At 57.3% G+C, this 18,508-nt stretch carries 28 protein-coding genes; 18 read left to right on the top strand and 10 right to left on the bottom strand.

Features of this window, described 5'->3' with window-relative positions:
- Nucleotides 1-49: 49 nt before the first annotated feature.
- From AC0L2J_RS15655 to AC0L2J_RS15640, 4 genes are all read left to right on the top strand, one after another.
- Nucleotides 50-436, top strand: a complete 387-nt coding sequence (locus tag AC0L2J_RS15655) for a terminase small subunit (protein ID WP_473391638.1) — start codon at nt 50-52, stop codon at nt 434-436.
- Entirely contained in the window at nt 433-618 is a 186-nt protein-coding gene (locus tag AC0L2J_RS15650; protein ID WP_473391635.1) for a hypothetical protein, read from the top strand. The genes AC0L2J_RS15655 and AC0L2J_RS15650 overlap by 4 nt, the downstream gene beginning before the upstream one ends.
- Nucleotides 619-840: 222 nt before the next feature.
- The gene (locus AC0L2J_RS15645; protein ID WP_473391632.1) at nt 841-1,662 is read left to right on the top strand and encodes a hypothetical protein; all 822 of its coding nucleotides are present in this window, start codon (nt 841-843) and stop codon (nt 1,660-1,662) included.
- Between the two features lie 106 nt (nt 1,663-1,768).
- On the top strand, nt 1,769-2,086 hold the full coding sequence (locus tag AC0L2J_RS15640) for a hypothetical protein (RefSeq protein WP_473391630.1): 318 nt from the start codon (nt 1,769-1,771) through the stop codon (nt 2,084-2,086).
- A gap of 325 nt (nt 2,087-2,411) precedes the next feature.
- Here AC0L2J_RS15640 and AC0L2J_RS15635 read toward each other — a convergent pair whose 3' ends face one another.
- From AC0L2J_RS15635 to AC0L2J_RS15595, 9 genes are all read right to left on the bottom strand, one after another.
- Complete coding sequence (locus AC0L2J_RS15635) at nt 2,412-2,633, bottom strand: hypothetical protein (protein ID WP_473391627.1); 222 nt, start codon at nt 2,631-2,633, stop codon at nt 2,412-2,414.
- A 266-nt stretch (nt 2,634-2,899) separates the two neighbouring features.
- Nucleotides 2,900-3,127, bottom strand: coding sequence for a hypothetical protein (locus tag AC0L2J_RS15630; RefSeq protein WP_473391624.1), 228 nt, complete (start codon nt 3,125-3,127; stop codon nt 2,900-2,902).
- Nucleotides 3,128-3,334: 207 nt separating this feature from the next.
- A complete protein-coding gene (locus AC0L2J_RS15625) occupies nt 3,335-3,886 on the bottom strand; it encodes a hypothetical protein (RefSeq protein ID WP_473391620.1) in 552 nt (183 codons plus the stop codon).
- A gap of 57 nt (nt 3,887-3,943) precedes the next feature.
- Nucleotides 3,944-4,288 (bottom strand): hypothetical protein, encoded by a 345-nt coding sequence (locus AC0L2J_RS15620; protein WP_473391617.1) that lies wholly within the window; start codon nt 4,286-4,288, stop codon nt 3,944-3,946.
- Nucleotides 4,281-5,036, bottom strand: coding sequence for a hypothetical protein (locus AC0L2J_RS15615; protein ID WP_473391615.1), 756 nt, complete (start codon nt 5,034-5,036; stop codon nt 4,281-4,283). The genes AC0L2J_RS15620 and AC0L2J_RS15615 overlap by 8 nt, the downstream gene beginning before the upstream one ends.
- 56 nt (nt 5,037-5,092) lie before the next feature.
- Entirely contained in the window at nt 5,093-5,383 is a 291-nt protein-coding gene (locus tag AC0L2J_RS15610) for a hypothetical protein (RefSeq protein WP_473391613.1), read from the bottom strand.
- 42 nt (nt 5,384-5,425) lie between these two features.
- A complete protein-coding gene (locus AC0L2J_RS15605; RefSeq protein WP_473391867.1) occupies nt 5,426-6,532 on the bottom strand; it encodes an FRG domain-containing protein in 1,107 nt (368 codons plus the stop codon).
- Nucleotides 6,532-7,449: a TIR domain-containing protein gene (locus AC0L2J_RS15600; protein WP_473391610.1), complete on the bottom strand. Its 918-nt coding sequence runs from the start codon at nt 7,447-7,449 to the stop codon at nt 6,532-6,534. Before AC0L2J_RS15600 ends, AC0L2J_RS15605 begins: the two co-directional genes overlap by 1 nt.
- A gap of 622 nt (nt 7,450-8,071) precedes the next feature.
- Complete coding sequence (locus tag AC0L2J_RS15595) at nt 8,072-8,476, bottom strand: hypothetical protein (RefSeq protein ID WP_473391607.1); 405 nt, start codon at nt 8,474-8,476, stop codon at nt 8,072-8,074.
- Nucleotides 8,477-8,502: 26 nt separating this feature from the next.
- Here AC0L2J_RS15595 and AC0L2J_RS15590 point away from each other — a divergent pair, with 26 nt between their 5' ends.
- From AC0L2J_RS15590 to AC0L2J_RS15570, 5 genes are all read left to right on the top strand, one after another.
- The gene (locus tag AC0L2J_RS15590) at nt 8,503-8,895 is read left to right on the top strand and encodes a hypothetical protein (RefSeq protein ID WP_473391603.1); all 393 of its coding nucleotides are present in this window, start codon (nt 8,503-8,505) and stop codon (nt 8,893-8,895) included.
- Between the two features lie 400 nt (nt 8,896-9,295).
- On the top strand, nt 9,296-9,424 hold the full coding sequence (locus AC0L2J_RS15585; protein ID WP_473391600.1) for a hypothetical protein: 129 nt from the start codon (nt 9,296-9,298) through the stop codon (nt 9,422-9,424).
- A 61-nt stretch (nt 9,425-9,485) separates the two neighbouring features.
- Nucleotides 9,486-9,629, top strand: a complete 144-nt coding sequence (locus tag AC0L2J_RS15580) for a hypothetical protein (protein WP_473391596.1) — start codon at nt 9,486-9,488, stop codon at nt 9,627-9,629.
- A 242-nt stretch (nt 9,630-9,871) separates the two neighbouring features.
- Nucleotides 9,872-10,675, top strand: coding sequence for a site-specific integrase (locus AC0L2J_RS15575; protein WP_473391593.1), 804 nt, complete (start codon nt 9,872-9,874; stop codon nt 10,673-10,675).
- Nucleotides 10,651-11,007 (top strand): tyrosine-type recombinase/integrase, encoded by a 357-nt coding sequence (locus tag AC0L2J_RS15570; RefSeq protein ID WP_473391590.1) that lies wholly within the window; start codon nt 10,651-10,653, stop codon nt 11,005-11,007. The genes AC0L2J_RS15575 and AC0L2J_RS15570 overlap by 25 nt, the downstream gene beginning before the upstream one ends.
- A gap of 180 nt (nt 11,008-11,187) precedes the next feature.
- Here the strand turns inward: AC0L2J_RS15570 and AC0L2J_RS15565 are convergent, their stop codons facing one another.
- Complete coding sequence (locus AC0L2J_RS15565) at nt 11,188-11,490, bottom strand: hypothetical protein (protein WP_473391587.1); 303 nt, start codon at nt 11,488-11,490, stop codon at nt 11,188-11,190.
- Nucleotides 11,491-11,633: 143 nt separating this feature from the next.
- Between AC0L2J_RS15565 and AC0L2J_RS15560 the strand changes: the two genes are divergently transcribed.
- The 9 genes from AC0L2J_RS15560 (at nt 11,634) to AC0L2J_RS15520 (ending at nt 18,477) form a co-directional block, all read left to right on the top strand.
- Nucleotides 11,634-11,936, top strand: a complete 303-nt coding sequence (locus tag AC0L2J_RS15560) for a hypothetical protein (RefSeq protein WP_473391584.1) — start codon at nt 11,634-11,636, stop codon at nt 11,934-11,936.
- Between the two features lie 58 nt (nt 11,937-11,994).
- Nucleotides 11,995-12,336 carry a hypothetical protein gene (locus tag AC0L2J_RS15555; RefSeq protein ID WP_473391582.1) on the top strand — a complete coding sequence of 114 codons (342 nt, stop codon included), beginning with the start codon at nt 11,995-11,997 and terminating at the stop codon, nt 12,334-12,336.
- A 1-nt stretch (nt 12,337) separates the two neighbouring features.
- Nucleotides 12,338-12,991 (top strand): hypothetical protein, encoded by a 654-nt coding sequence (locus AC0L2J_RS15550; RefSeq protein ID WP_473391580.1) that lies wholly within the window; start codon nt 12,338-12,340, stop codon nt 12,989-12,991.
- Nucleotides 12,985-14,223 carry an AAA family ATPase gene (locus AC0L2J_RS15545; protein WP_473391577.1) on the top strand — a complete coding sequence of 413 codons (1,239 nt, stop codon included), beginning with the start codon at nt 12,985-12,987 and terminating at the stop codon, nt 14,221-14,223. The genes AC0L2J_RS15550 and AC0L2J_RS15545 overlap by 7 nt, the downstream gene beginning before the upstream one ends.
- A 238-nt stretch (nt 14,224-14,461) precedes the next feature.
- On the top strand, nt 14,462-15,271 hold the full coding sequence (locus tag AC0L2J_RS15540; protein ID WP_473391574.1) for a hypothetical protein: 810 nt from the start codon (nt 14,462-14,464) through the stop codon (nt 15,269-15,271).
- Nucleotides 15,272-15,285: 14 nt separating this feature from the next.
- Nucleotides 15,286-15,885, top strand: coding sequence for a DUF4145 domain-containing protein (locus tag AC0L2J_RS15535; RefSeq protein WP_473391572.1), 600 nt, complete (start codon nt 15,286-15,288; stop codon nt 15,883-15,885).
- A gap of 445 nt (nt 15,886-16,330) precedes the next feature.
- Nucleotides 16,331-17,311 (top strand): hypothetical protein, encoded by a 981-nt coding sequence (locus tag AC0L2J_RS15530; protein WP_473391569.1) that lies wholly within the window; start codon nt 16,331-16,333, stop codon nt 17,309-17,311.
- A 120-nt stretch (nt 17,312-17,431) separates the two neighbouring features.
- Nucleotides 17,432-17,899 (top strand): MerR family transcriptional regulator, encoded by a 468-nt coding sequence (locus AC0L2J_RS15525; RefSeq protein ID WP_473391565.1) that lies wholly within the window; start codon nt 17,432-17,434, stop codon nt 17,897-17,899.
- Entirely contained in the window at nt 17,896-18,477 is a 582-nt protein-coding gene (locus AC0L2J_RS15520) for a hypothetical protein (RefSeq protein ID WP_473391562.1), read from the top strand. The genes AC0L2J_RS15525 and AC0L2J_RS15520 overlap by 4 nt, the downstream gene beginning before the upstream one ends.
- Nucleotides 18,478-18,508: the final 31 nt, after the last annotated feature.

Here is an 18,508-nt window from a genome sequence, read left to right as displayed (position 1 = left end):
AGCCCCGTGTGTTCATGCTGGCGACATAAGCGCTCAGAAGATTAGCGATTTGAGCGACACCTCGGGTCTTGTTCGGCGACTTTTGTTCGATCAATCTGTTTCCTGCCGATTCCGGCAACGCGGCAAGCGCAAGGTGCCCACTTCAGATGGTGGCGTCATAGCGACTAGCAGCGTTTACACCGATCGCCTCCGCCCGCGGCCGGCGGCTTTTGCCAAGGCGATAAGCGAAGGCACGGCCTCGGCTCAGGCGGCCATGCAGGCGGGCTACCGCGGATCTCGCATGGCCGCCTCGCGCCTGATGCGCGATCAGCGCGTGCTGGACGAGATCGAGCGATTGAAATTCGTGGTCGCGGAAGTACCGGCCACGTCAGCGGCAGGCCTGCCCGCGACTACCACGGGCGGGCCTGTCCGCCTCAACTCGAGGAGAAGGAAATGACGAGACCGCTTATCGACCTGGGCGCGCTCCAGTCGGCGCTCTTGACCGCTCGCGAAACACACCAGGCCAACGCCAAGATGCTGGCGAAGGCACAGGAGGCGCACGCTCGATCGAAACGAGCCCTCGACGACGCGGCTGCGGCGCTCGACGCCTCGTCGCGTTGCGTGCTCACTAATGGTTAGGGCTCGCACCACCCAGCGGAGGGGAACTGTCCTGAGCACTGTCGTCACCGAACTTCAAAGTGATGCGGACACCTCCAGCGCCGATCAATTCTCGTCGGCGATGGATCGCGGCGGCGACGACCCGACCTGATCCCCGAATGCGAGAAAGCACAGAGGCACAATGACCACTCCAGACAAGAAGACCACCGCAATCATCGCCGCGATCACGGAGGACGGCTCCTGATGAGCGCAAACCCGATCGATCTTATTGGCGGGCTCGCCAGCACGGCCAACGTCTCGAAGACCGATTTCGTCGCGTGGGCCAAGGCGCGCGTTCCGACCGTCATGGCGAGCGTGTCGGAGGTCCGCAATACCGCTCTCTTAGGCCAGATCGTCTTCAAGCTGAAGACCACCGGGGCCTCGTATTATCTCGATACGTCCGACACCACGACGGCGGATGACGGCGTGAGCTGCATCGTTTCGGCGGATGGCTGGCGCTTCAAGATCCAGACCGGCGTGCTGACGCCGTGGCTGACGGCGCTGGGCGGCGTGTTCGCGAAGGCGCCGATTGCTCATCAATTCGTGACCGGTCTCGACGTCACCGGCGCCCTGCAGACGGCACAGCCCGCGCTGGCTGACCTGTCTGACGGCCTCAGCATGGATACGGACGGCACCCTTGCCGCGAACAGCGACACCCGGATTCCGTCGCAAAAGGCTGTCAAGACCTTCCTTGCGGCGCTTGCGGTTAGGCCGGAGGATTATGGAGCGAAGGGCGACGGCGTGGTCTACGCCTCCGGCATGGCGATATCGTCCGGGTCGCACAATCTCGCAATTTCCGGCTACACGCTGGTCCGACGTTCACCCATAACGGCCCGACTTATTTTGCCGTGCGCGACCTGGTCTACGATGGCAATCGAACACGGCGCATTAGTTCCGGGGCGATCTCGGCCGCGGTCTACAGCGAGGCAGGCTTCCTGTGCCTTGGCTGCCAGTTCTTCGAGTTCCGCAACTGCATTGTCAGAAACGCAACGGCGGACGGTTTCTATGTCGGCGGTGATAACGTGACCGGGCGGTCCAGTTCATTCTTTGCCTTTTACAACTGTGTCGCAGAACTGGTCGGGCGCAACGGTTTGCGGTCGTCGGCGCCTCCTATGGCAGCTTCACCGGGTGCGTGGCTCAAAACATCACCTTCGGCGCGGCGCATTCCAACATCAGCACCGGATGGGATTTCGAGCCGGATGGAGCGAGCACCAGCAATGCCAACATCACCTGTAGCCAGTGTATCGCGTCGAACTGCACCAATGTGGGCTTCAACTGCTCGGCTGGCGGCGGCGCCAACAATGGCATCGTTTGGGGCAGCTGCAGGTCTGAGGCATGCGGCATCGGGTTCGCAACCGACAATTCGGCTGGAACGAAAGTCTTTGCAGCGGGCTATGCCGGCAACACGACGAACTTCAGCGGTCTGAGCGAGAAGATCTCTGGCTTCTAAGCCGAGGCGTCATCGCACGCCGAATTGCTTTTCCCTGAGATCGCTGGAGCCACCCACATGCTCGACCTGCGAAAGCACGATAACGGCTGGTGGCCATGCGTGTGATGGAAAGCGCAACTGCTCGTGCTACGGCAATGAAGCCTGCCAGCGTAACCGCGACGCCTCTGGCGGCGGTCCGGCCAGTGGGCGTCGTCGGTGAGCTGAGTTCTTCAGCCCCGCAACGGAGCGGTTTGGAAGGTCCGCTTCTTCAGTGCTCCGAATTGGCTCTCTCAGGGGCAGTGCCGCATTTCGGAAAAGTCCCTCAGCTCGATCGTTGAAGAGCTTCTTACGCCAGAGCGAGCCATTGCCAGAACGCGGCAATGCGCTGGCCAAAGCTAAGGTCGGAGGATCGAACTTTTGTACAGGCCTCGGTGAAGGCCTTTTGTTCTTCCGCGGTTCGTCGATGGACCGGCGTGTTAGCTGCCTTCTTGAGGACATCCGATGCGAAGTCGGAGATCAACGTCGCATCGTTTCCTCGTTGTCGGTAGTATCGTTTTATCGTCGGCATTTTGAGATCGCGATCTGATGCGGGGATGCACCCATGGGTTCAATACTGCTTGCCACAAAAATTGTTATCTCAGCTTCCTGAAACCAGTAAAATTTGAATGATCGCCAATTGTATTCGGCCGCGTGCCTGAGGGTCTTCGCGCCTGGCGCGGCGGACCGGTCGATCACATCGGTTACAAACCTGCGATGATCTTGAAGGCACTGGGCTGTGTAATGATCATGGCTGGCCTGAAGCTGATCGGAGTTTATGAGAACTGTCCACTCCCCTCAGGACGGCGGCGGTTCAATTTCGTTGCGAAGGGTGTCGCGCCTATTGATCAATTCGCGGAGATATTCAGCAGTGCTTTTTCGTGCGATCTGCCAGTTTTCGTGGTCCTCGCGGGTCCAGTTCGGCATCTCCCGCTGCCTCCGCTGCTCATCAATCCGCTCGGCTTCAAGATGGTCGGCAATTTCGCGCTCAACCTGATCGTGCTGCTCTTGGGCCGTCTTCGTCATCATTCCTCCTGCTGGTTCTATGGAAGTAGGCGTCCGGCCATAGCAGAGGTCGTATTTGACTAGGCGTCACGAAGTTGCGAGCCGTCCACTCCCTCAGGGAGGGTGAGGCGCATGCGGGCAGTCGCATCGAGCCGCTTATGCTCGGAGGCCAAGGCGAAATCGCGCCTCGATCGTCCCATGTGACGGGAGTTACTCTTTAGTCGAAGTTCATTTAGCGATCTCGGCGACGGCTTTTACAAAACTGATCATGTCGCCAAACACACGGTCTATCTTATCGTATTCGTGGAGGAGATCCTGAATCGTGAAAGTGACCACCCGTTTAGCTGTTGTCTTGTGGAGTTCGAATCTGCTCTTCGCCGATGATTCCACTTCGACGACTTTGACGATCCTACCGCCGTCGGTTTTCACCCTGATCTGGACGGGCGGAGAGATCTGAACCGGCCGCGCGTGGGCGATCTGGCCACGAACATCAGAGGCGTCCTTGATCCGTCTGAGGATATCCGGGAGGGCTATCCAGGGCGCACCCTTTAAGCCAGTCGCAGCCGCTGCGATGATTTGCAATCGCCGATCCGTTCCTCTCACTGAAGCAAAAATGGCGCTGGATCGTTCACCTGGTCCGCCAAGCACTGCTGCGAAGAGGTCCTCAAGATAATCTTCTACGTGCTGATACCGCAGCACGCAGTGCCCGACTGTCGCGTAAAACTTGCGTTGCGCGCTTAGCAACTCGGTAAGCTCTGTTTCTGAGGGGCCGTCGGTCATCGGCGAAACGATCTCCGGATTGTTGACATGTTGCCCTGAAGTCTTACGCCGCGCCGCCTAGGTAAATCCGATCCGGTAGGGCTTCTCTTCCAGTTTGGGCACTTCGACAAACATCACCGACATCTGGGTGTGGTGCTGCAGCAGTTGCATCGATCGCCCGTCTTGGTCGACACCGTTGAAAATCAGAATGTCCGGATTGGAGACGGTGATCGATCGTAGATGAAAAGCGCCGGCGTTGCCGACTACAAGCAACCCGACCTCGGCCTCATCGGATATTTTCTTTTGAAAGAGCGTCAGCTGGGTACGCAATCGCTCAAGCATGTAGCCAGCGGGGTTGTTCCGCTTTCGCAAGCGATCGTCCATGTCGCGCATTGCTCCCATCATGTCGGGGATTTCAGGCACTTGTGTTCTCCTGATTAGGCCGATCTACGGTCCCACCTGCGTCGCGTCTGCTGCGCAGGTGTCGAAGAATGAACAGCAGCGCGAGAGAGATTGCGAGAACTGCCACTGCGACCTGGCCAAAAAAATATAAACGCTCTTCCTGTTGGGCTTTGCGCTTTGTCTCCTGAACCACAGCGAGGAACATCTCCGGCGTAGGACGAGGACGATCAGCCACCGGCGACAGAATATTCCTGACCACATGGATTTGCTCAATTGTATCTTTTTGATCGCCGTACCGAAGAGCGAACGTGAAGTGTAATTCGACCCCTGGCGTCAAACTATCCGACTTGCCGTCGGTTACTCCGGCCAAGACACCAGTGAGTTTCGCCGTACCTTTCGGGGCGATGGAGCCCATCGATTGGAGGTCGAGCGTAGACGACAGCTTATCGATACTCTGCTGGCGCGTGGAGAGATAAAGTTCGCCGGCGTCAATGGAAGGTTCGACGCGCATGCTGCGTGGAAAGATGTTTGTTTCAGATCGGTTAAGTATCGAGAGCGCGAAGGCCGCCGCGGAAGCACCGCGAGGGGTGATCTGCAGGTCGAAAAGCGGTTGCTTCTCCTGAACCTCCCGTAGCTCTTTGGTGACGCCAAAATCATATGAGAGCTTCGCGACGTAGAGACTGCCTCCCGAAACAATAATGGCGATCGCGGACAGTATGCCAGCGTAATGATCAAGCGCGAATTTTTGCCACCGGTTCAACTGTTTCAACTCCCCTCACTCAGTAATCGTCCTCGTAACGGTGTTCGGCCTGCTGAACGATGGTCTCAACTTGGCGGCCAACTCCAGAGTTTTAGAGGCATGTGCGGCGCGCCTCCCGCCATCATCCCCTTCAGCGTCTTTCCGTACATGCAACGCCATCCATCATCGGTGATGCGCCAACCGCGTTCGTCATAGTACCGCTTTGAAGGACCAGTCTCGGCCAAGCCGAGATCGACCAGCGTTTGCAAGGTGAGAGCTCCAACACCGACCAACTGCCCCTTGATGAGAAAGTCGCGCTGATCCTCGCTGAGCTTTTCGAGGGCTCTGCGCTCGCGTGGTGTGAGGACGTGGCTCATCCAATCCGTCTCTTTTTGTGACGTGTGCTCTGTAGCCCAAATCTAAAGATTGAAGTTTCTCTCTCTGAGTTGCTCGCAAGCACCGTCCAGACCGGGAAACATCGATCCGGCAGTAATGCCCATCAAACTGAGCTCTTGCATGATCTGCGGGCGCTCAGCCACCGGCAGGTCAATCACTTCGAGGTACGGGGTTTTGGAAGAACCTTCGTGGTATTCGATAAAATCCTCGATGTCGTGGACATTGGCGACGATCGAAAGGGCTTGCTGAGGCACCATTCGGAGGTTGTTGATCGCCAGCGGGTTCAGGAAAGAAAAGTGAGGGAGGCAACAGCTTACAAGTTGAGAACGTGGAATGTTTCTTTGCCACTCGCGCTGATCGAAAACGAAGATGCGGGCGAATTCGCCGACGGCCCGCTTTTTGCGGAACGCAAAGTAAGCCGCGATAAAGGGAGACCATGTCCAGTCCAACAGCGGGGTCGGGTATCCATGGTGTTGCACCAGGCTGTAGAACGCGGCATTCTCCAGATTGTTGTCCAGGTTGAACTGGTGCTGCGTGAGACTCGACAGTTGCGCATGCAGCAGGCCGATGTCGCGAGTTACGAATTTGAAAAGATCCGCACGCCCGGCGCGATGAAAAAACGTTCGTAGCCGCCACGCGTTGCTTTCCTGGCCACGAAACACATAACGCTGAGGATCGAGACTGAGTGCGTAGTCTTTGAAGCTTGCCCAACTACTGATCGTCGCCTTCGGTGTTCTCGTCGGCGGTCTGTCTCCGTTCGAAATGCTGAGCAGCGCTTTTCCGGGGCCGCCGGACTTACTTGAGTAGTTGATTTGCAGATGGCCGGCCGCCAAGTCAAACGAGAACGCGGCGTCAAGAGTCGGATCAACGACGACGCCGGGATGGTGCTCCTTAACAGCGTTCCATGGCAGTAGGATGCCCCGCTGCCGATCGACCACGTCAACCTTCAGCTGAAGCGAAAAGTTTGACGATCGGTCGACCGTTCTGATGGCAGCACCAACCGCCGGAAACTGAGGGTCATTCGGAAAGCAGTAAGCCATGCCTTCGAAATGGTCCCCGATATCGTCCAATTCGATTGTAACGGTGCCTTCGTTGTTGCCCTTATAGCTACCCAGCCACTGCCCCTGCATCACTGCCACATTCTGTTCGAATCGAAATCGAGCTCTGCCGCCTTCAGCTCCTTCACGAGCTGCAGCTTCCATCCTTCACCTGGATCGAGCTCTTTGTAGATGACGCCATACAGATCTGAAGGAATCTCGACGTCGCCCTTCCTCAGCAGACAGGTTCGGCCGCGACCAAGCTTGCCGGCGAAATAGCCGAGTTCGAATATTACGTTCTGCCGTGCGCGCATTGCCGATGCGGGCGAGTTGGCTGTCCCCGCAACATCGTCAGGCGTGAGCAGAACCACCGCGAATCCGACCTCACCGGCATAGTGCTCAAACTTTTCGATGATCGTTCTTCCGCCGTCAGGCTGTTCGCTGAGGACGATCGCCTGCAGCTGCAATTGTTCTAAGAAGCGAGCGACAGCGTGGAGCGCAGACCCATCATGACCGTGCACGACGAAGATTGCATTCTTCTGCGGGCTCGGAGCTGGGAGTTCACCCACGACAGGTTCGCCGGCTTCTTCCGGGGGGCGTTCTTCGGAGAGGCTTCGCACTGCCTGGTCGAGAAGGGCAATCGCGCGGTCTTTGCGCTCAGCTATCCCTTGTTGCAACTCACCAACATCATCACTTTGCCTCGACCCATGGTACCCGCCGCGAGCGCCGATCCAATCCGAGCTCACAGTAATCGTCTGGAGTGGCTCAAGGTTTACGGCGGCCCGGTATCGACCAAATTTCGGCGTTTCTTGCCCGAAAATCGACGCGAGAGTGTCCTCAATGCTTGTCTGAAGACTGACGATTTGAGGCGATCGATAGGTGGTGATCGACTGAGGATCGAGCTCCTTCAGCTCTTGGATGCGCTTATTAAGACGTTCGATGCCTTTGCGGGTTTCAGCTGGGCTGAGGTAACGGTCCTCAGGTGCCACTGGAGTTTTCCGACGTGCCATGTCTTTTCCTGCGATTCGCGATTCGGCGCGAGGATGACACGCTGGCGTTGCGCTGCCGATGGATCAGCTAGTTATCCCGACTATTCACAGGCGCTGCGGGCGTGCGAAAGCCGCCCCGAGGGGCTTGGCAATCGATCGCAAATCAGTGAATCATGTCCGTGGGCCTTAGAACCCGGACCTTGAGAAGCACAGAACCGCTTGGCGGCGGATTGTGCTGCGCGATGAGCCTTGGCGGGCTCGGAGCGCAATGGCGGCGCCTTGGCGGGCGCGCTGACCTGGCTGTGACGTATCACGGCCGGGGTGGCGTAGCAATGCCGTAGGCCGCCAAGCCCACGGCTGATGTCCAAGGGGAAACCCCAAAGGCTGCGCCGTGAGTCCTCAAGGCTCATTCTAAGACCCCGGCTTTGCCGTCCGACACGGCAATCGGCCCTTAGAAGCCAAACCTTGAGAGCCCATCTCCATGACCATTGAACGCCCCATGTTCCCGCCTCGGGAAACTGTACCCGCGCGGCACAGTTTCCTCGCTCCCGTCATCGTCAATGCCCGTGGAGCGGCTGCCACACCGCCAAAGCCGGCCCAGATTGCCAGGCGAGGCGTCTTGTGCGGCCTCGTCGCCGTCGCTTCACTGCCGAGCCCGGCCGCTGCGGGCGCGCCTGTGGGCCGCCCCCGCGAGCCCGATCCGGTGTTTGCCGCGATCGAGACATACCGCCAGGCCGAATTGGCTTTCGACCAGGTAACGGCCCACGCTGAAGCGGCTCTCGTCGACGGGGTGCTCACCAACGTTGAACGCTGGGACGCCCAGGACCGCTTTCATGACGATGTTTTTTGGCCACGCCTGCTCGAGCTGATCTCGACACCACCTTCGACGCTGGTCGGCCTGGCTGCGCTGATGGCCTTCGTCCGGGAATCCGGCGGCGTGCTCGATTTCATCGGCGACAACGATGAGAACCCCGCGATCTTCGATCGTGCCATCGAGTGCTCGATCTGCGCGATCGCTGGCCTGCCGGCGCCCGCGCTCAGCATCCACCTTCAGGACATCGAGGGGAGGCGAGCATGCAGCAGCTTGACAATGTCATCGCCTTCCCGAAGGCCGCCGCGGTGTGCGCGGCGCCGGCAGCGTCGACCAGGCCGACGTCAGATGCGTCGATTGTGCGGCTTTCGTCGCCCGATCGGGAGCGTAGGGGCCGGGAGATCATGGCGCGCATCAGCGAAGCCCAGCAGCTAGCCGCGTTGGACGGCGGCGTCTCGGCCGATACTGGGCTGAACGAGAACCTCCGCGAGCTTCGCAAAGACGCATGGAGGCGCGCCGGCGCCAAGGTTCGGTTCTTGCGCGCTACGTTGGAGATGAACGATGCAGCCAGCGGCGCGCAAGGACACGGACTCGCGTTAGCTCGCGGCGCTACAGTCTTAGATCAGGTCGAGCGCTTCAACCTGGTCGAACTCTAGCGCGGCGCCGTGCTTGAACACCTCTTGACGCCGGCACCGACGGCAGGAGATCTGGACTGGAAGCGCCGCAGGGCTGCGGCGTTGGGCCCGTACGACTGGGTCGGCGCGACAACACCAGAGTGCGTCGAGAAAGCCATTGCGGAGGACGAGGCATTCCTCAGGTCGTTCCCAGCGAGGTCGAAGCGCCGGCCGGCCGGCTGAGAAAGCCCATAATCTACGGGGCTGGACGTTCCAGCCCCGTTTCTGCGGGAGCTTGCGAGGGTTTCGGGAAAATCGCCGGTGCGCCTTCTGGAAAGGGGACGGGGGAAACTCCAGAAGAGACCATTGCTTCTTTGACCAAATCAGACCATTTTTGTCTTCGGTCAGGGGATTCGGCGGACGCTCTGGGCAAGCTCCGTTCTTGACCGATACGACGGCCAGCAAATCGACAGGGAAAATCGAGATGTTGGAGTTTCCGAATGAAATCGATGTCGACTGCATCGTCGCCGGAAGTGGCGGCGTTGAGGCCTGCCCGCGCACTCCAAGCTGAAGTCCCTTCTCCATCTCAGAGAACTCGCGGTCCCTCCACGTTTCGGAGAAGGGATTTGGCGATGGCTGTTCGAGCCGTACATGAAGGCGGCGGCGGACAGATCGAAATCACGACTGATGGCAAGATGGTCATTACCGTGGCATCATGTGGTGCTGTTGCCCCCGCACAGTCGGACTTCGATCGACAGCCGGCTGAGATCGAGTGATGGCGGATGTCTCGCCTCGGATGGTTTCCCAACCAAGATTTGCACTTCGTCGCGATGAGGCCGCGGCGGCTCTTTCGATTTCTGCGACGTTATTTGACCGGTGGATCGAAGAAGGCTTCATGCCGAAAGGGCGTAAAAATTCGTGGTGTCGTACTCTGGGACACCGAAGAAATTCGGCAAGCATGGTGCGATCTCCGCGATGCCGATCGTGGCTCCAAAAATCCTTTCGATGGCGTTACGGTATGATCAAGACCCGGCTGAAATACTGCGTCTTTGATCCCGACCCAAACGGGAATGATCGCTACTACGTGCGAAGGCCGGGGCGGCCGAAGGTTCGGATTCGTGAGACATTCGAAGCGGCCGATGGCACGATCACGCCTGAGTTTATGAAAGCCTACTTCGCAGCGCTCCAAAAGATCGAGGGGCAAGCGGCGGCGCCGCCGAAAACCCCGCGCGAGAAAACCTTCTATTGGCTCGTCGACCAATATTTTAGGTCGGGCGAGTTTTTAAAATTCGATCGGCTAACGCAAGCCGACAAGCGGAGCGTGCTCAATCGCTTCTGCGAGACCGCTGGCGAACTTCCTTATTCCGCCTACCGCAAGAAGGACGTTGAGCGCAGCCGCGACAAGCGAGCTGCGACGCCGGGCGCTGCAGACAAGCTAGTGAAATATCTGCGGTCGCTATTTAAGTGGGCGATTGGCAAAGAGCTGGCCTCACTCAATCCGGCCGATGGTGTCGGCAAGATCAATGAAGGCGAAGGCTGGCATACATGGACGCCGGCAGAAGTTGAGAAGTATCGACAGCATCATTGCTTGGGATCGAAGGCCCGTCTCGCGCTCGAGCTCATGATGGCGATCGGCGCGAGGCGCTCAGACGTGTGTCGCGTTGGCCGCCAGCATGAAATCGAAGGCGGCCAATGGCTCTCCTTTGTGGCTCACAAGGGCCGGGGGAAGATCAAGACGGCAAGACGATCGCGGTCCCGATCAAGCCTCTGTTGCGCCAGACGCTGCAGGCGACCGCGTTGGGCGACACAACGTACCTGGTGAACGATCTCGGTAGGGCCTTCACGATCGATGGCTTCGGCAACAAGATGCGAGACTGGTGCGACCAGGCGGGCTTGCGCCATTGTTCCGCGCATGGCCTCCGCAAAGCGTCGGCCGTCGCCTTCGCCGAAGGCGGCGCGAGCGCGCCCGAAATGTGCGCGGTGTTCGGCTGGAGCAAGCTGGAGACTGCCGAGATCTATATTCGCGCAGCCCAACAGAGAGTGATGGCCGAGAACGCTTTCGCGCGGCTTGATCAGTATCGGGCCCGCAAAAGTGTCTCAGTTCTCAAGGCCGGCAACGCTAATGAGACAAATCGAGGAAAAAAGCGTGACTGATCAAACGCGAAATCGCCTAATGGTGGGCCCGGCAGGACTCGAACCTGCAACCAGACCGTTATGAGCGGGAAGGGGCCCCCGGAGGATACTGGAAACGTAGATGAATCCAGCGACGACTGACGGTGTTTGTTCGCGTTTGGTTGCGCCGTAGTATTGGTTATTGATTGGTTGGAGATCGGGTTAGCTAGTAGTCAGCCTCCTACGGAGCCTCTGCACCATTGCGCTGACGGCCTCGATCCCCAGTCTCATACCGCGTGCCTCAACAGCCACGTGAATGTCTTCGCTGACAATGCTTTTCGCGTCTCGGATGAGGCTCTGCTCAATTTCGTCCAACCACGCTCCTGGTCTGTTTCCATGAGCTTCTGCCAACTTGTCGAGAAGTGTCATAACCGATTGGCCCATCGCTGTAATGAGCAATGCAGCCTCCTGCATGTTCTCTGGAGTAGCCATTGAGAACTGCTTCTTTTCTGGATCGTACGGCAAGTTTCGCTCCTGACTTTCTGTGCACATACTACGGTCTGTGCTCATAGTCCGCAACCAGCGTCAGCATCGGACCCCGCAAATACGTTTATTGCCGACCCGGCAGCGCACGCCGGTTTTTTCGTGCGCACAACAGAGAGACTATAGTGAGTCAGAAAATCGATTTTATCACCTATCTCAAATCAACCCTTACTGCCGCTTCCACGAAGCTACTTACCGTCGACCCAAGAAACACCGACATAGCCGGCCGGCTCAATCAGATCGTACGCACGGCAGATGACAATGTGTCGGAAGGGCACTGGCTTCGCATCGCACCGCTCTACGAGCCGTTTGCACCTAAACTTCAACTCGCGGTCATGCACTTGAATGCCGACATCATTGCCGGACAGAGGGCCGCGCCCGACTTTGGCACTTACTTCGGCCTGCTCGCAGCCGACGTGCAGAGTTGATTCCAAATCGCCCGTCGCAATTAGCGGCGGGCCTCCATCGCAAAAACAGAAGCTAAAGATGATGATGTTGAACGAAAAGAATGATTGCATCGAGTCAATTGCCAAGACCTTGGAACGTACATCAGCGTGGCGGAAGTCGCTGACGGTTCGCTGGCCAGATGATCCCCGTAATGCTCGTGCATCCTCGCGGCTCGACCAACTCGCCGCTGACGTTGCCAGCCTCACCGATTATCAGTGGGCCGCGCTGCAGCCTCATTTCAATTGGGCGTCAGAGAATTGGAGAGACGGTCTCAATCAGGCAGCTCGTCAGGTGGGCTTTCACAATCGCAGTGGCGATCTGGACTACTTTATTGAGGCGCTGGTACAAAATCTGTCCGTGTCGACGAGCATTGCCGCGTAAAATGGAATCGACTTTTGAAGATACGCTGCCATCGGCAGATGAAGTACAGCGGGAATTTCTCGAAAAAGCAGGCGACAGAGACTCGGCCATCGCGTGGCTTGCTGATCATGGCATTGAAGCGCCGCAGCACGTTGCGCTGATTCAATATGGCATAGTGTGGACACCCGAAGCTGGCCGCTACAAGTTCGTAATCTACTCGCCGGAGCATGTTGGACCCAAGCACCCGTATGAGCTGGCCGTTCCTATCTTTGAGGATGGCGCGTTCATTGATCTTTTGGTGATAGCCGAAGATCAATCATTCGCGTTGGTGACATGCCGCGCTTCGTGGCTGGGGCGAGAGAACCTAGACCACCCTGTGGTGCGGCTCCACGCACACCCCATGGATTGGCTAGGGGACGGCTGCCGCAGCGTTTGCCATGTCGCGGCGATCAGCCGTAAGGCTCTCAAAGAACTGGCCAAAGCTCGGACGATCGAATGTAACGATATCGCAACCGCGCTAGAAGCTTGGGACTGGGGATTTGGGGCGAGCGAAGACGAACTGGCCCGGTTTGAAATCGACGACACGCCGCACGCTATCCAGTCGTATTATGAACGCGAGGTTCGATGGCACGCCGCGCGTGCCGCCACGAACTTAGAAAGGGGGCGCTCGTGGTGACCCTTGCAGACATACATCCACAATTCAGCACCGCGGTCGAAGTCGCGAAGGCTGAACTTGATGCCTACGCCAAGGTGACGAATGACAATAGGCGAAAGACACTGCAGCTACCTGACGCAGTTAAGGCTGATCTAAAAGAGAGATTTCAAGTAACGTGGTTCGATGACGTAGACCAATCGACAGAGAAGGAAGAAATTCTGAAAGGTGTCTTAGGTGCCGGCGAGTTCAGCTTGTTTGTTGCCAAACCCGGGACTGGGAAAAGCGTGCTAGTCGGTGACATCGGATGCCATATCGCCGCTGGCCGTGAATGGCATGGTCGCAAAGTCAAGCAGGGGCTAGTCGTGTTCTTCGCTGCAGAGCGCAAGAAGCTCACCGAGCGACGGGTGGCAGCATGGCGTAAGACACACGAGGTGTCCGGCATCCCCTTCGTGGTTGTCGGTGGGAAGCTTGATCTTACGTCCGGCGCGATCGATGCCAAGTTGCTGGCAGCGACCATCAAGAGTCTGGAGGAAAAGAGCGGTCACAAGTGCGTCTTGATCGTTCTCGATACCGTCACTCGCACCTTTGGACCCGGCGACCAAAACCAGTCCAAGGATATGCAGCGATACGTTGCCTCTGTTGATGAACTGACGCGGGCCACACTGGCGCATGTGGCCGCTATCCACCATTCCGGCTGGGAAGGCGACAGGGGCAAAGGTGCCATCGATCTTGACGGCGCAATTGACGCGTCGTTCGGCGTCACGGTGAATGGCTCGGGGCCGTCAAAAGTCTTCACCTTGGCTTGCACGGGCCAGAACGACGGGGAGGAAGGGGCGGTGACATCCTTCCGGCTCGAATCGGTTGAACTAGGGACTGATAACGAGGGCAACGTGACCACCGCACCTGTCGTCGTGCAGGCTAATGCCATACCCTGCAAAACTGATGGGTCAAACCTCAAGGGAAACGCGGCGAAGGCTCTGGAGTCGCTTAGGGTCGCTATCGACGCTGACGGCGAAAGCCCGCCAGCGGGCTCGCCCGGCTTCCCAGAGGGCGTTCTAGCCGTAACCCGGGACGCTTGGCGCAATCGCTTTTTTGCCGATGCTTTGGCTAAAGAGCCGAAAGCCGCCGAAGACACCCTTGGCAAGCGCTTTCGACGAGCCGTCGCTGAGCTTACCGAAGGCAATAAGGCCGGCTCATCCGGCCAATGGTTCTGGCTGGACAGCCGGACATCGGCGGACATGTCCGGACATTGAGTTTTTGTCCGGGACCATCCTACCGGACATGTCCGGACAGGTATCTATTACCTGTCCGGATGTCCGGTGGTTTGATTGAGTGTTTTATAGCGCCATAGGTGGAAGCCGGCCGGTGCTGCCACCGGCATCCGGCTTTTCAATCGCAGTATGGACAGGAAGCGAGGTTTCCTGGACTTTGGAACGGACTGAGTCTCTTACCCCTCTCCCTGTGCGCTTCTGCACCCGATCGGATTTTTACATGCTTCCAAGGTCGTTTGCCGAAAAGGAACTGCGGCGATTCCGCAGCATGCCTCGAACGCTATGGGCTGTCCTCGCTGCCGGCGTTGCCTTTCTCATCGCCAATATAGTCAGCCTGCTTTCCATCGGCGGATTGAAGATTGACCCGGGCACGGCAACCCTCTTCGGCGCAGTCATCGGCTTGTGTGTGGTCGCTTGGCAAACCAATCGAGGCTTTCAGAATCTCATTGGATCGCAGGAAAATCAATCGAGGCTTGAGCGCCAAGCTAGGCTGCACAGGTACGAGCTTGACCGCACGAGTGCCCAAGATGATGAAGACAGAGAGAAGCGGCTGTTGCTCGCCGGGCTTCGCGCCGAGATGGTATCTCTTCATACCGCCGCGTACGCGACTGCGCAGACGCATCACAAATTTGCACTGCTCTATAAAGCAATGCACGAGCACAACGCTCCTGCCACAATGAAAGAGTTCGTTATCAACGGGTACAAGGCACCGTTCTACAAAGAAAACATCAGTAAGGTCGGCCTTTTAGGCGTTAGCCTCGCGGCGGACGTCATCCGTGTTTACTCAATGATCTTTGAGGACCGGAAGGTAGCTTGGGAAAAGGCCGCCCCAAACTCCGTGGTGGCGGTAGCGTACGGGACTGGCGCGGTGCTGGCGTATAAATTCAACGCGGACCTATTTCATGTTTGCATGCGGATTAGGTCGATCGAAGAAGGTACGCCCGATCCGGGCACGTTGGCAGCGACCGAGGCCGATCGGCACGCCAAGCTACCAAAGCTAGAGGACATGGTTCCGGCTAAATTAGTCTGAGTGGGGGCAAACATATGACTAAAGCAGAAACCGCCCTTCGCAAACTAACCCGGCAAGATTCCGATGTGCACCACCATCTTGCTTATGTCGAACAGATGGCACCTGAGACTAATCACCGCGGCGCGTGCTTGATGCAAGCGGCCAACGTTGAAACAGCGCTCGACACCGCAATAGAGCAGTTCTTGCAGCTCGACCGGGACTCGAGGCTTCTAGAGGATGAGAATTTCTTTTCCTCATTTGCCCGCAAAATCGAACTCGGTCACGCGCTCTCAATTTATGGGCCGCAAACTAAAACGAATCTGCATACTATGCGCCATATCCGCAATGCGTTTGCTCATGCGAAGATACCCGTCACCTTTGACACCCCCGAAGTTGCCGCTGTCTGCGCTCAGTTTCAAATCCTGCCGATACTGCACCCGAGGGTCATGAGAGAAGAGCCAGCGAAGGAGACACTTACCCCACGCCTCCTCTTCGACGAGGTCGCCACCGCGTTGGCACACAATCTCATCTGGTGGGCATTGGAACCAGTCCAGGCAATTGCGAAGGCTGCATTTCGATTCGAATCTGAACCCCAATATCCTCTTTACTATCGGCGGAAAGCGCCTCTCCCTTAGAGGTCTCCTCCGAATGGAAAGTGGAAGCGGGGTCGATCTTGCTCGGTTTGCGGCTACAGCACCGGGACACGATTAAGAACCGTCAGTCGTTGCCCTGCACAAAAGTGGAAACGGCCTAGCAATTTTTGCTGGAATTCGCTACATATACCGACATTGAAGCTAAATTGATTTTGAGACCACCGCTCAGCGACAGGGACACCATCGAGAGAACTAACCGGCCGGCGCACCCGCGTAAGCGCCTTTGCCGTGCCGGCGACCGGTTTTCCCATTTTGTGGGCGTGCGAGATTTACTGCCCATCGGTCCCTGCCGCTAAGACCCTATACTTTTGGCCACCCCTGATAGGAGACACAACGCCGGCATTGGGTGGCGACGTACTGTGTTTGATTCATTGCGACCCGACTAGCCAGAACGGCAGCGGGAAAAATCATTTCATGTGAGGCTTATTTGACAGAACAGACAATCGCGCCTGAAGCATTCAGGCTGCAGCATTGTGCAGACCCCTTGCTGGGTCCCACTGAGTTTCGAACGTTTTACAATGAGTGGAAGAAAAGCGCGCCCGCCAATGATTCAGACGTAATTCCCGACAAGCCAAAGGTAACGACTGGTCCGCGACACACCGGCCTGTCGGACGATCTAAAGTCAATGTTGCAATGGAAAGCGCACTACGAATCAACGGACCCACTGCAAACTAACTATCTGCAAGCCGGTGAACTCGACTTAATTGCAAACGAGGACGGCAATAAGGAATCGGTGAAACAAGACACCGAAGGCAATTTGAAAGAACAATCCGCCGAAGAAATCATAAAGGCGATGGCTGATGTGGCTTTCAAGAAAAGCTATGACAACGTCATTTGCTACAGCGACTGCGGATTTAAGTTCACATATCTGAGGGAACGTCTCATCCAAGATTTAGACGCTCCGCAGAATAGAGAACTGATCAAATATTGGCACAAAGGTAAGGAACTTGAGCGTGGAAGAATCGGTTTCGGTGAGGAGTACGAGTCTCCCGTCTTCGGTCAAAAATTGAAATCAGTTATCCGTCTCGGGACGGTAACGCTTTCAGACACCGACTTAGACCCGCGCCAACCGCTCGGTTCTGTAACGAGATTCAGTCCGGGGCAGTTCGGTAAGCCTGTCGTACGCAGAACGCCGAAAACGTTGTCAGGCCGTTATCTTCCTCCGCCTGAAACACAACGATACAATCCGCTGGAGCGTTTGATTGTGATGGAAGATGCGGTCGCGGCAAACGACAACCTTGGCCCAAAGCACGCCGCAGTGTTGGAAGCCGCTATAGTGTCTCCCAATTTCGAGACTGTCGGGAGTCGGCTTGGATACACCGGGAAGACGGCCGAACGGCAGGGAAAACGCCTCACTTTGGAAGCGTGCAAGGCATTTTCTGAGTTAAAGCAACAGCTTGCTGCCTAGCTGTCCCTTTTTCCAACTTCAAAGGCCCCATAATTAGAGGGGCCTCACATCCCACTTCGCAACTTCTCCCAGCGCACCGCTCACGCGGTCGCGCTGTTTTTCGGCCCTTGGAGCGGCCAGATGCACACTCACAACGAGGAATTCATGAAGACGTACCCGACCGGCGTTGCTGGAAAGGCGACCGGCACGCCGCTGGCAACGCTGCAAAGGTATCTGCAACGCAATCACATCACTCTGCAGCCCTGTGACGTGCCGTCCCGTGGCTGCGGCGAGAACCGCGGATATTCGCTGCGGCGCATCCTACAAATTGCGCTGACCACCGAATTGACCCGACTCGGAATTAGCCCGTCACGGGCGGCCAAGGCTGCTTTCGAGTTCAGCGACAGAGGCGATGCAGGCCGCCCTGTGGGGGAGCTCTATCCGCTAGGCCAGACGCTCCTTGTCGGGCTCCCAGATGGCAAGAGCAAAATCATCTGCGTCCCGCCCGACAAATCAATCAGCGACGTGCTGTCCAACGATAGTGCGGCATTCATCTGCGACTGCGGGTTCGTCGTCGCCAAGGTTTTATCCCATTTGAGCATGTCATGAAGATTCCCAAACCCACTGAACTCCATCCGCTTATCGCGGAACTCGAAACCAAGCGAAATGCCCTAAGTGCTGAAAAGGCAGCGAAAGTGGCGGAAGCTGCCGCAGTTAGGTCTCGGCTGCAAGAGTCGCCCGACGCCGGCAACGCGTCCGACAATAAGCTGCGAGCGATTTTGGGGCAGCCTCAGGTCCCGGATACAGCGCCGGACACACTACGCCTGCAGGCTCTGCTTGAGGAATTGAATGTTCTCAATCCGACGCTCAACAAATTGGACGGTCTGATCCAGAAGGAGCGCGAACTTGGCTCTCGTCTCGTCTGCGAAGCCGTGCGGCCGGAAGCGACGAAGCGAGCCAAAGCCTTTGCGAACGCTCTGTTAGCGTTCCACGCAGCGCACCTGGAGTACGATCGCTACTTCGATGAGATCGAGAACACCGGGACAAATGTCTCCAGCTTGAACAGAGTATTTCTTACGCACATTGGTTCGCCTCGCGACCCTTGTGGCGGATATCATTATGGGCTGGCCGACTTTGTTGACGCTGGAATAATTTCTAAAAACGACATGCCACAGGCCATCCGTTGAACTATTTAATTGGTATAGATACATCCGTACA

The sequence above is a fragment of the Bradyrhizobium sp. MV1.5 genome (assembly GCF_055807615.1).
Note: the sequence above shows the minus strand (reverse complement) of the source record. Positions and strands in the feature narration are given on the sequence as shown.